Raw genomic sequence first — 11523 nt, 5'->3', positions numbered from 1 at the left:
GGAGTAGCGGGTACGGGCGTGGGCGCGGCCTCGGGCAGGGGACCGGTGGGCAGGAAACCGGTGGGCAGCGGACCCGCGGGCAGCGGCCCGGCGCCCGCCGTGGGCATGACACCAGGAACTCTGGGCGCACCAGGCGAACCAGGCGCACCGAACGCATCAGTCGCACCAGGCGCTCCGGGCATCACTCCCGGCGCATATCCAGGCATCGGCGGCACCGACGGCCCCGATGGCGTCGACGGTCCCGGCAACCCGGACGGTATCGGCGACCCCGGTGGCACCGGCTGCTCCACATCCCCCTCCCGCCCCGGCATCCCCATCTCCCCCGGCACTCCCTGCCGCCCCGGCTCTCCCGACATGAACCCTCCGCCGCCCCTTCTGGTCAGACCGGTCGATGTGCTCGACCGTCGCGGCCGATCATTGTGGTCGACCCGGTCGCCGCTTTCGATCGACCGGGTGCTCCGAGCGCGTACGGCACCCGGTCACAGCTACAGCAACCGGTCGAAAACCCCGGACGCCCCGAGTCCCACCGGAATCAGCGCCACCACACTCACCACCTCGACCACATCCGTCAGGCGCCGCAGCAGCGCCCGTACGTGTTCCGGAAGCCGTACGGCGAGCGCCACGACCGGCAGCGCCGCCAGCACGCACAGCGCGATCAGCGCCCCCGCCGGGCTGCCACCGTCCGCCCACAACAGGGCCAGCCGTACGCACACTGCCGCACCGGCCGCCAGCAGCGCCACGACCTCCAGTACCAGCGGATAGGCCCGCGCCCTTGAGAACAGCACGACGCACAGCAGCACCGCGCCCGCCACGGCCCAGCCGTCGCCGGTCCCGGACGCGCCCTCGAGAGCCACCACCCCGGCCGCTCCCGCCGACCCGGCCATCGTGACGGCGGCCGGGGTGAGTCCGCGGTGCGTGGCGCCCAGCGCCGCCGCGACCCCGTGGCTGCTGACCGGCGTACCTTCGGAGCGCCGGTCGTCCAGCCGCGTGAGCCCGGCCGACGTCAGGGCGAGCCGCGGCAGAGAGCCCAGCGCCAGCACCGACACCAGGCCGATCAGGACGGCCGCCCGCGCCGGGCCGGCGAGCGCCGTGCCCGCTTCCCACACACCCACCGTGGCCGCGACCGCCGCCGCCCCGACGAGTCCGCCCCGCCCCAGGCCCGTACCGAGCCCGAGCAGCGCGAGCACGGCCGCCACCGTCAGCCCGACGGCGGCCAGGCGCGGCGCGCCGCCGGAGGTCATGTCCCAAGAGGCGAGCACACCGAGCGCGCCGCCCATCAGGAGCAGCGCCGTACCCGGTACGCGCCTGCCGAGCAGCGTCCCGGCCGCCGCGCCGGCCCCGGCGATGATCACCGCGGCCCCGCCGAGCCACGGCCCGGCCTGCTCCGGCCCGTACGCGCGCGCTGCGAGCAGCCCGGCCACGGCCGACAGCAGCGTCCCGGCCGCGACCGCCGTCCACGTCCGACTCCGTTCGCCCCACCGCCAGGCGGGCAGGTCGAGGCCGCCGTCCGTCACCGCGCCCACTCCTCCAGGTGCGGTCGGCATCGGCGCCCCCTGTTCCCGGAGCAGCCGCAGTACGGACCCGTCGGGCACGTTCGCGGACGCGAGCGTATCGCCCTGGGCGAGTACGGCGCCGCCGTCCGTCACCAGGCGGCAGTGCGACGGCCCGTACGCCACCGGGTCGCCGGTCGCCCGCAGTACCTCGGGCAGCAGCGTGCCGACCGGCTCGTGCGCGGGCAGCACCAGGTCGACCCGGCGCCGTTCGCCCGCCAGCACCACCCGCCGCAGCGCGATCCGCGCCCCGGCCTCACTGCGCACGGCGCCTGACCACCACGGTCCCGGCCACCTTGTCGTGCAGACACTGCCGGTACGGCTCGTCCCAGCAGCACCACAGCACGTTGAGCAGTCCCAGCAGCGGGACGAACCCCATCGGGAAGACGACGGCCCAGCGCCCGAGCGACCGCCCGAACGTCAGCGGCGCCCCGGTGTCCAACTGGGCGACGCGCAGGCCGCAGATCTGCTTGCCGAACGTGCCGCCGTACTTCCAGTTCATGAACGGCTCGTACAGGACCACGGCGATGAGGACGGGGATGCCGATCAGCAACGGCGGAAGCGCGGCCGCGTCGCGCGGCAGCGCGGCCTGGAGGAGGCCGGCCACCACGAACATCACGATCATCGCGACGAACTGGAAGACGACATCCAGCAACCGGGCCCCGAGCCGCGCGCCCTGACTGCCCAGCATGGCCATGGGCGGCCCGCCCGCCTGCGGCGCTCCGTAGGGATAGCCCTGCGGCCCCGGCCCCGCATGGCCCGGCGCCTGGCCGTACCCGTAGGCCCCCTGTGCCCCGTACGCGCCCTGTCCCCCGTACGCGCCCTGCTGCCCGTACGCGCCTTGCTGGCCGTACGGGCCCTGCTGCCCATATGTCCCCTGTTGCCCGTACGGTCCCTGCTGTCCGTACGGGCCATGCTGGTACTCACTCATGCCGCAGATCCAAGCCGCCCGTGCCGCCTCCGCACAAGCCGCGCCCGTCGCGGGCCCGGAGGCGGCGGGGTGAGGAAAACCCCACCCCGGGTCACCGACGTTCCCCATGGTCGCTGCGGGTGGTGACCGGCAAGCTAGGGCGTATGACCGCACGCTCCGCTCATGACCGACGCCGTGACCGCCCCTCGGGCCCGGCCGCGCCGCCGCCGGCCGCCTTCGGTTACGGCGCGGGGTACGGCGCCGACGAGCCCCTGCCGCCGCCGCGGGCCGCGCTCGCCCCCGCGACCTGGCGGGAGGTCCTGCACCTGCTCACCGATCTCCCGCTGGGCGTGCCCGCCTTCGCCGTGGTGACGGTGTGGCTGGTGGCGGGGATCGGGCTGTCCCTCACCGTCGTCGGGCTGCCGCTGCTGGCGGTGGGGCTCCTGGTGTGCCGCCAGTACGGAAAGCTGGAACGGGCCCGCGCACGGCGCCTGTTGGGCGTACGGGTGGACGAGCCGAGCCCGCTGCGTGCGGCGGGGAACGGTTTCTTCTCCTGGCTGTGGGTGCGGCTGAAGGACCCGGTCGGCTGGCGGCACGCGCTGTACGCGTTCATCCGGCTGCCGTGGTCGGTCCTCACCTTCCCGGTCGTGCTCGCCTCGCTCATCGTGGCCTGGCCGGTGCTGCCCTGGATCGCGCGCGGGCTGACGAACGCCGACCGGATGATGGTGCGCGGCCTGCTGTCCCCCTCCGACGAGCTGGAGCGGCGGATCGCCGAACTGAAGATGGACCGCGCGACGGTCTCCGACACCGCCGCCGCCGACCTGCGGCGCATCGAGCGCGACCTGCACGACGGCGCGCAGGCCCGGCTCGTGGCGCTGGCGATGGGGCTCGGGCTGGCGAAGGAGAAGCTGCTGGAGGACCCGGACGCGGCGGCGCGGATGGTCGACGAGGCGCACGGCGAGGTGAAGCTCGCCCTTCAGGAACTGCGGGACCTCGCGCGCGGCATCCACCCGGCGATCCTCACCGACCGCGGCCTCGGCCCGGCCCTGTCGGCCCTCGCCGCCCGCTGCACCGTGCCGGTCGAGGTGGAGGTGGACGTGGCGGAACGGCCCGCGCCCGCCATCGAGGGCATCGCGTACTTCACCGTCTCCGAGCTGCTGCAGAACGTCTCCAAGCACAGCGGCGCGCGGACGGCGCGGGTCGAGGTCTGGCGCGCGCCGGACCGGCTGCTGATCCAGGTCCAGGACGACGGGCGGGGCGGCGCGCGGCTGGACGGCGGCAGCGGCATGGCCGGACTGGCGGAGCGGCTGGGATCGGTGGACGGCCTCTTCGTCCTCGATTCCCCGGTCGGCGGCCCGACACGGGTGACGGCCGAACTGCCGTGGCGGGGCCGCGAGCAGGAGCGGAGCAGGGAGAAGGGGCGGAGCAAGGAGAACGGGCGGGGGCGCGAGCGGGGACAGGGCCGGGCGGGCCGAGCGCGCGAGGGCCGGTCGAAGAGCCTGTGAGCACCGGCCGAAGGGTGCGCGAGCACCGGCCGAAGGGCGCGGGCGGCTGACGAAGTCAGAGCTCGTGGGGGCGGCTGACGAAGGCCGAGCTCGCGGGGGGGGTGGGGAAAACCCCAGGGTGAAGACTGCGTTTTCCCTCATGGTGCGGAGGGCGCCGAGCGCGGAGGCTGGAGGTAGCCGGCAGAGCTGGGACCAGCGGCGCCGGCGGCGACAGCAGCCGGACATGGCCGAGGCGCGGTGGAGCGCCCCGGCGGACCGGCCCGGACCTGGCAGAACGGACGACGAGACGATGGACACCGCGTACGGATCCCATCCCCCGGCCTCACGCGTACCCACCGCGCTGCGCGCCCCGTTCTCGGGGCGCACCTGGCGGGAGTTCCTCTACCTCCTCCTCAGCCTGCCCGTGTCGGTCGTGATGTTCGGCTATGCCGTCACGATGGTCTCGCTCGGCGCCGGCCTGCTGGTCACCTTCCTGGGCATACCGGTCCTCGCGGGCGCGCTGATGGGGTGCCGGGGCATGGGCGCCCTGGAGCGGGTCAGGGCGCGCGGCCTGCTGGAGCTGGACGTGGACCATCCCGAGCCGATACGCGCCGCCAAGCCGGGCTTCCTGAGCTGGGTCGGCGCGGTCCTCAAGAGCGGCGTCTCCTGGCGCCATCTCCTGTACTCGATCCTGCACTTCCCCTGGGCGATCTTCGCCTTCTGCTTCTCGGTGACGTTCTGGTCGGTGGGCTGGACGCTGCTGCTCTACCCGGTGTGGCAGTGGACGTTCCCCGCCTACCTCGACCAGCCCGGCATCCAGCTGTGGGGCAACGGACACGGCGACGGCGTCTACCTGGACACCCCCGCCGGGATGGCGGTGGCCAGCGCGACCGGGCTGCTGCTGGTCCTGGCCGGCCCGTGGGTGATACGCGGGCTGACGCACGTGGACCGGGTCCTGGTCCACGGCCTGCTCGGCCCCTCCCCGCTCGCCACGCGCGTCACGGAGCTGGAGACGGACCGCGGGGTGGTCGTGGACACCGCCGCCGCCGACCTGCGGCGCATCGAGCGCGACCTGCACGACGGCGCGCAGGCGCGGCTGGTGTCGCTGGCCATGGACCTGGGCCTGGCGAAGGAGAAGCTGGCCGAGGACCCGCAGGCCGCGGCCAAGATGGTGGACGAGGCGCACGGCGAGGTGAAGATAGCCCTCCAGGAGCTGCGGGACCTGGCACGCGGCATCCACCCGGCGATCCTCACCGACCGCGGCCTCGGCCCGGCCCTGTCGGCCCTCGCCGCCCGCTGCACCGTGCCGGTCAAGGTGGCGGTGGACCTGGACCACCGCCCGGCCGCGGCCATCGAGGGCATCGCGTACTTCACCGTCTCCGAGCTGCTGCAGAACGTCTCGAAGCACGCGCGGGCGACCGCCGCCACCGTGGACGTGTGGCACGCGGGCGACCGGATCATGGTCCTGGTCACGGACAACGGCCAGGGCGGCGCGACCACGGAAGCGGGCGGCGGACTGGCGGGCCTGGCGGAGCGCCTCGGCTCGGTCGACGGCCTCCTCGTCGTCGACTCGCCCGTCGGCGGCCCGACGTCGATCACCGCCGAACTCCCCTGGCGCGGCTGACCCGCCGCCCCCACCACAACCATCCCCACCACAACCGCTCCCCCGCTCCGGACCCGGCTCACCCCGGAGCGGGAGGGAGCACCCACCCGTACACACCCAGCCCGCACACACCTAGCCCGTACGCTCCCCGCCCCACATGCCCCACCCCCTCCAGCCTCCTTCCGGACGACCGCCCCTCCCCCTCCCCTCACCTTCCGGACTGCCGTCTCCTATTACCGGCGCTGGGGGGCGGGTGGGTCCGGATGCTGGGATGCTGGGGGGCGCAGGGTGGGGAAGAAACGGAACGTGGGGGCTTGAAGAGTCGTGGAGGACAGGGTGCGGGTGGTCATCGCCGAGGACTCGGTGCTGCTTCGGGAGGGGCTGACCCGGTTGCTGACCGACCGTGGACACGACGTCGTCGCGGGGGTGGGCGACGCCGAGGCGCTGATCAAGGTCATCGGGGAGCTGGCCGCCGAGGGCGGGCTGCCGGACGTGGTCGTGGCGGACGTACGGATGCCGCCGACGCACACGGACGAGGGGGTACGGGCCGCGGTGCGGCTGCGGCGCGACCATCCGGGGCTGGGGGTGCTGGTGCTGTCGCAGTACGTGGAGGAGCAGTACGCGACGGAATTGCTGGCGGGATCCAGTCACGGCGTCGGCTATCTCCTCAAGGACCGGGTAGCCGAAGTGCGGGAGTTCGTCGACGCGGTGGTCCGGGTCGCCGAGGGGGGAACCGCGCTCGACCCCGAAGTGGTCGCGCAGCTCCTGGGCCGCAGCCGTAAGCAGGACGTGCTGGCGAACCTCACGCCACGGGAGCGGGAGGTCCTGGGGCTGATGGCCGAGGGGCGGACGAACTCCGCGATCGCACGGCAGCTGGTGGTGAGCGACGGTGCGGTGGAGAAGCACGTCAGCAACATCTTCCTCAAGTTGGGTCTGTCGCAGAGTGACGGGGATCACCGTCGGGTGCTGGCCGTCCTCACCTATCTCAACTCCTGAGAAATCCGACACGCCGCCAGTTGCGCAGGTTGCGGGCGGCCCGCGGGGCGGACCGGGACCTAAGGAGTAGAACCAATGGCCGAGGCGCGAGCGTCTTGGAGAAGGGGCCGGGGGGCGGTTGTTCCATGACAAATCCTGACAGAACGGCGTCTCATGGGGGCGTCCATCATGTGATCGGCCCAGGGAAGGCGACCCTTACCCACGTACGATGTTCATGGGACGACCGGTCGGCACGACGAGTCCCGAGCCACCGCCCCGAGGGAGGTCCGAAGCAGTGACCAGCCAGGTCAGCAGCCAAGCCGAGCAGGCCGACGGAGCGCTCACCGGGGAGCCGCAGGCTCCCGGGACCGGCGCCGGAGCCGACGGCGGGAAGAACGGCGGTAAAGAGGTACGTCGCCTGGACCGGGTGATCATCCGGTTCGCGGGCGACTCCGGTGACGGTATGCAGCTCACCGGCGACCGGTTCACGTCCGAGACGGCGACCTTCGGCAACGACCTGTCGACGCTGCCGAACTTCCCCGCCGAGATCCGGGCCCCCGCCGGCACCCTGCCCGGCGTCTCCAGCTTCCAGCTGCACTTCGCGGACCACGACATCCTCACCCCGGGCGACGCGCCCAACGTGCTGGTGGCCATGAACCCGGCCGCGCTGAAGGCGAACCTGGGCGACGTGCCGCGCGGCGCGGAGATCATCGTCAACACCGACGAGTTCACCAAGCGGCCGATGGCGAAGGTGGGCTATGAGGTCAGTCCGCTGGAGGACGGCACGCTGTCGGCGTACAACGTCCACCCGGTGCCGCTGACGACGCTGACCATCGAGGCGCTCAAGGACTTCGGGCTGTCCCGCAAGGAGGCCGAGCGCTCCAAGAACATGTTCGCGCTGGGCCTGCTGTCGTGGATGTACCACCGGCCGACCGAGGGCACCGAAGCGTTCCTGCGGCAGAAGTTCGCCAAGAAGCCGGACATCGCCGAGGCCAACGTCGCCGCGTTCCGCGCGGGCTGGAACTTCGGTGAGACCACCGAGGACTTCGCGGTCTCCTACGAGGTCGCGCCGGCCACCCAGGCGTTCCCGACCGGGACGTACCGCAACATCTCCGGCAACCTGGCCCTGTCGTACGGCCTGATCGCCGCCGGGCAGCAGGCCGACCTGCCGCTGTACCTGGGCTCGTACCCGATCACGCCGGCCTCGGACATCCTGCACGAGCTGAGCAAGCACAAGAACTTCGGCGTGCGGACCTTCCAGGCCGAGGACGAGATCGCCGGCATCGGCGCGGCACTGGGCGCCGCTTTCGGCGGCGCGCTCGCGGTGACCACCACCTCGGGTCCGGGCGTGGCGCTGAAGTCGGAGACCATCGGGCTCGCGGTCTCCCTCGAACTGCCGCTGGTCATCGTGGACATCCAGCGCGGCGGCCCGTCCACCGGCCTGCCCACCAAGACCGAGCAGGCCGATCTGCTGCAGGCGATGTACGGGCGCAACGGCGAGGCGCCGGTGCCGATCGTGGCGCCGCGCACGCCCGCCGACTGCTTCGACGCGGCGCTGGACGCGGCGCGCATCGCGCTGACGTACCGCACGCCGGTCTTCCTGCTGTCCGACGGCTACCTGGCCAACGGCTCCGAGCCGTGGCGCATCCCGGAGCTCGACCAACTGCCGGACCTGCGCGTGCAGTTCGCGAACGACACGAACCACACGCTGGCCGACGGCACCGAGGTGTTCTGGCCGTACAAGCGCGACGAGCAGACCCTCGCCCGGCCGTGGGCGGTGCCCGGCACGCCCGGCCTGGAGCACCGGATCGGCGGCATCGAGAAGCAGGACGGCACGGGCAACATCTCCTACGATCCGGCCAACCACGACTTCATGGTGCGCACCCGCCAGGCGAAGATCGACGGCATCGCGGTGCCGGACCTGGAGGTCGACGACCCGACGGCGGAGGCCGCCGTCCGCGACGGCCAGGGCGCGGCCGCCGTGCAGGGCGCCGACACCCTGGTGCTGGGCTGGGGTTCGACGTACGGGCCGATCACCGCGGCGGTGCGGCGCGTACGCCGCGACGGCGGGCGGATCGCGCAGGCGCATCTGCGCCACCTCAACCCCTTCCCGCGGAATCTCGGCGCGGTGCTGGCACGTTACGACAAGGTGGTCGTACCGGAGATGAACCTCGGCCAGCTCGCCACCCTGCTGCGGGCCAAGTACCTCGTCGATGCCCGCTCGTACACCCAGGTCAGCGGGATGCCGTTCAAGGCCGAGCAGCTTGCGGAGGTCTTTAAGGAGGCCATCAATGACTGAGACGATCGCGGAGGGGACCCAGGCGATCGAGGCGCTTTCCCTGGTGCCCAAGGCCGAGGGCAAGCAGTCCATGAAGGACTTCAAGTCCGACCAGGAAGTGCGCTGGTGCCCCGGCTGCGGTGACTACGCGGTGCTCGCCGCCGTGCAGGGCTTCATGCCCGAACTCGGTCTGGCGAAGGAGAACATCGTCTTCGTCTCGGGCATCGGCTGTTCGTCCCGGTTCCCGTACTACATGAACACCTACGGGATGCACTCCATCCACGGCCGCGCCCCGGCCATCGCCACCGGCCTGGCGTCCTCGCGCCGCGATCTGTCGGTGTGGGTCGTCACCGGCGACGGCGACGCGCTGTCCATCGGCGGCAACCACCTGATCCACGCGCTGCGCCGCAACGTCAACCTCAAGATCCTGCTGTTCAACAACCGGATCTACGGTCTGACCAAGGGCCAGTACAGCCCCACCTCCGAGGTCGGCAAGATCACCAAGTCGACGCCGATGGGTTCCCTGGACGCGCCCTTCAACCCGGTCTCGCTGGCCATCGGCGCCGAGGCGTCCTTCGTGGCCCGCACCGTCGACTCCGACCGCAAGCACCTGACCGGCGTGCTGCGCGCGGCCGCCGCCCACCCGGGCACGGCGCTGGTGGAGATCTACCAGAACTGCAACATCTTCAACGACGGCGCCTTCGAGGTCCTCAAGGACAAGCAGCAGGCCGAGGAGGCCGTGATCCGCCTGGAGCACGGGCAGCCGATCCGCTTCGGCGCGCCCGCCGAGGACGGCCTCGGCTCCAAGGGCGTGGTACGCGATCCGGCCACCGGCGATCTGAAGATCATCGACGTGACGGCGGAGGGCGCGGACGCGGTGCTCGTCCACGACGCGCACAACCCCTCGCCGACCACCGCCTTCGCGCTGTCCCGCCTCGCCGACCCGGACACGCTGCACCACACCCCCATCGGCGTGCTGCGCAACGTGGACCGCCCGGTCTACGACACGCTGATGAGCGACCAGCTGGAAGCGGCCATAGAGCAGAAGGGCAAGGGCGACCTCGCCTCGCTGCTCGCCGGCAACGACACCTGGACGGTGGTCGGCTGAGCGGCCGCCCACCGCGCCTCCGGTGCCCGTACGGGGCGTCTTCGGACGTCCGGTACGGGCACCGCTGTTTTCGGCCGGTCCGCACCGCCCGCAGGCCGCGTCATGACCGTATTCCGATACGGGCATGACAGGGGACCTGCCGGGCGTTACCTTCAAAGCGCGACCCGCACCACCGCCGGCGCAATGGAGCAGCATTTCCCGGAGGGCCCCTTGCCACCCCAGTCCGACCAGCGCACAGGACTCGTCTACGGCACCGCCGCGTACGTGATGTGGGGCCTGCTCCCGCTGTACTGGCACCTGCTGGGCGACCTGGCCCCCGCCGAGATCCTGGCCCACCGCATGGTGTGGTCGCTGCCGGTGGCCGTGGTGATCCTGGCCCTGATGCGCCGCTGGTCCTGGGTACCGAAGCTGGTGCGGCAGCCCCGGCGGCTCGGCCTGGTGCTGGTCTGCGCCACGGTCATCTCCGTCAACTGGTTCCTGTACATCTGGGCCGTCAACAGCGGGCACGTCCTCGAAGCCAGCCTGGGCTACTTCATCAACCCGCTGGTCAGCATCGCCTTCGGCGTCCTGGTGCTGCGCGAGCGGCTGCGGCCGTTGCAGTGGACGGCGGTCGGCGTGGGCACCGCGGCGGTGGTCGTGATGGCCGTGGCGTACGGCCAGGTGCCCTGGATCTCGCTCGCCCTGGCGTTCACGTTCGCCACGTACGGCCTGGTCAAGAAGGGCGTGAAGCTGGACGGCATCGAGGGCTTCAGCGCCGAGACGGCGATGCAGTTCCTGCCCGCGCTCGGCATCCTGGTCTTCCTCGGCGCGCGCGGCGAGGCCGGGTTCACCAGCGGCGGGGTCGGGCAGATGCTGCTGCTCATGGGCTGCGGCGTGGCCACCGCACTGCCGCTGATCGCCTTCGGCGCCTCGGCGGTGCGGCTGCCGCTGACCGTGCTCGGCATGCTCCAGTACCTGGCGCCGACCTTCCAGTTCGTCCTCGGTCTGCTGGTCTTCCACGAGGAGATGCCGCCGGAGCGCTGGGCGGGCTTCGGCCTGGTGTGGCTGGCGCTGGTGGTGCTGACGTACGACGCGATCCGTACCGCCCGCTCGGCCCGTACGGCGCTGGCCACCGCCCGTAAGGCGGCCCAGGAGGCGGTCGAGGAGACGGCCGCCGCGCTGGCACCGGCCACCACCACGGCGCAGTCCGCCGCCCAGGCGGACACCGTCAAGCCCTGACCCAGCACACCCCGGTCCGCCGCGAGCGCTATGCGGATCGGGGTGTCCGGATTCCGCCTTGTCAGCGGGGCACGGCGCGCCCACCATCAGCTTCGCGCCATGCACGGTCCGTTCACTCCACGTTCGGAATCCGGAGACCCCTCATGTCATGGAAAGCCGAAAGACCCAGCGCGACCAGGCGTTTTCGAAGATCTGACCGCAGCCGGGGCAGTGGCTCCGGCGGTCTGAAAGCCACTGCGGCCGGTGCCGTGGTCGGCCTGATCGTTGCGATACCCGGGGCGGCCGGCTGCCCCCGGGGCACCGCCAGAGCAGCCGCATCGGCCCACCCCCGCCGCTGGTGAACCCGGCCTCGCCGCGCGCGCCGAGGAAGACCAGGATGCCGAGCGCGGGCAGGAAC

At 72.3% G+C, this 11523-nt stretch carries 8 protein-coding genes and 1 pseudogene; 6 read left to right on the top strand and 3 right to left on the bottom strand.

Features of this window, described 5'->3' with window-relative positions; all coding sequences use genetic code 11:
* Nucleotides 1–485: 485 nt before the first annotated feature.
* Both ADK86_RS10945 and ADK86_RS40685 read right to left on the bottom strand, forming a co-directional pair.
* The gene (locus tag ADK86_RS10945) at nucleotides 486–1817 is read right to left on the bottom strand and encodes an EsaB/YukD family protein (protein WP_053696399.1); all 1332 of its coding nucleotides are present in this window, start codon (nucleotides 1815–1817) and stop codon (nucleotides 486–488) included.
* Nucleotides 1807–2481, bottom strand: coding sequence for an RDD family protein (locus ADK86_RS40685; RefSeq protein WP_053696398.1), 675 nt, complete (start codon nucleotides 2479–2481; stop codon nucleotides 1807–1809). The genes ADK86_RS10945 and ADK86_RS40685 overlap by 11 nt, the downstream gene beginning before the upstream one ends.
* Nucleotides 2482–2624: 143 nt before the next feature.
* Here ADK86_RS40685 and ADK86_RS10935 point away from each other — a divergent pair, with 143 nt between their 5' ends.
* The 6 genes from ADK86_RS10935 (at nucleotide 2625) to rarD (ending at nucleotide 11126) form a co-directional block, all read left to right on the top strand.
* Nucleotides 2625–3965, top strand: coding sequence for a sensor histidine kinase (locus ADK86_RS10935; protein WP_053696397.1), 1341 nt, complete (start codon nucleotides 2625–2627; stop codon nucleotides 3963–3965).
* Between the two features lie 289 nt (nucleotides 3966–4254).
* Complete coding sequence (locus tag ADK86_RS10930) at nucleotides 4255–5568, top strand: sensor histidine kinase (protein WP_053696396.1); 1314 nt, start codon at nucleotides 4255–4257, stop codon at nucleotides 5566–5568.
* 315 nt (nucleotides 5569–5883) lie between these two features.
* Nucleotides 5884–6543 (top strand): response regulator transcription factor, encoded by a 660-nt coding sequence (locus tag ADK86_RS10925; RefSeq protein ID WP_003983379.1) that lies wholly within the window; start codon nucleotides 5884–5886, stop codon nucleotides 6541–6543.
* Nucleotides 6544–6817: 274 nt separating this feature from the next.
* Nucleotides 6818–8821 (top strand): 2-oxoacid:acceptor oxidoreductase subunit alpha, encoded by a 2004-nt coding sequence (locus tag ADK86_RS10920; RefSeq protein WP_053696395.1) that lies wholly within the window; start codon nucleotides 6818–6820, stop codon nucleotides 8819–8821.
* Nucleotides 8814–9908, top strand: a complete 1095-nt coding sequence (locus ADK86_RS10915; protein ID WP_053696394.1) for a 2-oxoacid:ferredoxin oxidoreductase subunit beta — start codon at nucleotides 8814–8816, stop codon at nucleotides 9906–9908. The genes ADK86_RS10920 and ADK86_RS10915 overlap by 8 nt, the downstream gene beginning before the upstream one ends.
* A gap of 183 nt (nucleotides 9909–10091) precedes the next feature.
* Complete coding sequence (gene rarD, locus ADK86_RS10910; RefSeq protein ID WP_234345797.1) at nucleotides 10092–11126, top strand: EamA family transporter RarD; 1035 nt, start codon at nucleotides 10092–10094, stop codon at nucleotides 11124–11126.
* Nucleotides 11127–11267: 141 nt separating this feature from the next.
* On the opposite strand, the pseudogene ADK86_RS44360 reads toward rarD, so the two are convergent.
* Nucleotides 11268–11523, bottom strand: a pseudogene (locus ADK86_RS44360) (hypothetical protein); the annotation flags it as partial.

Source organism: Streptomyces sp. NRRL F-5755 (assembly GCF_001279365.1).
Lineage (GTDB): Bacteria > Actinomycetota > Actinomycetes > Streptomycetales > Streptomycetaceae > Streptomyces > Streptomyces rimosus.
Note: the sequence above shows the minus strand (reverse complement) of the source record. Positions and strands in the feature narration are given on the sequence as shown.

Bases quoted from the DNA above. Each gene is read 5' to 3' on its own strand.
- ADK86_RS40685 (WP_053696398.1), bottom strand. From the start codon at position 2,481: ATGAGTGAGTACCAGCATGGCCCGTACGGACAGCAGGGACCGTACGGG.
- ADK86_RS10935 (WP_053696397.1), top strand. From the start codon at position 2,625: ATGACCGCACGCTCCGCTCATGACCGACGCCGTGACCGCCCCTCGGGC.
- ADK86_RS10930 (WP_053696396.1), top strand. From the start codon at position 4,255: ATGGACACCGCGTACGGATCCCATCCCCCGGCCTCACGCGTACCCACC.
- ADK86_RS10915 (WP_053696394.1), top strand. From the start codon at position 8,814: ATGACTGAGACGATCGCGGAGGGGACCCAGGCGATCGAGGCGCTTTCC.
- rarD (WP_234345797.1), top strand. From the start codon at position 10,092: ATGGAGCAGCATTTCCCGGAGGGCCCCTTGCCACCCCAGTCCGACCAG.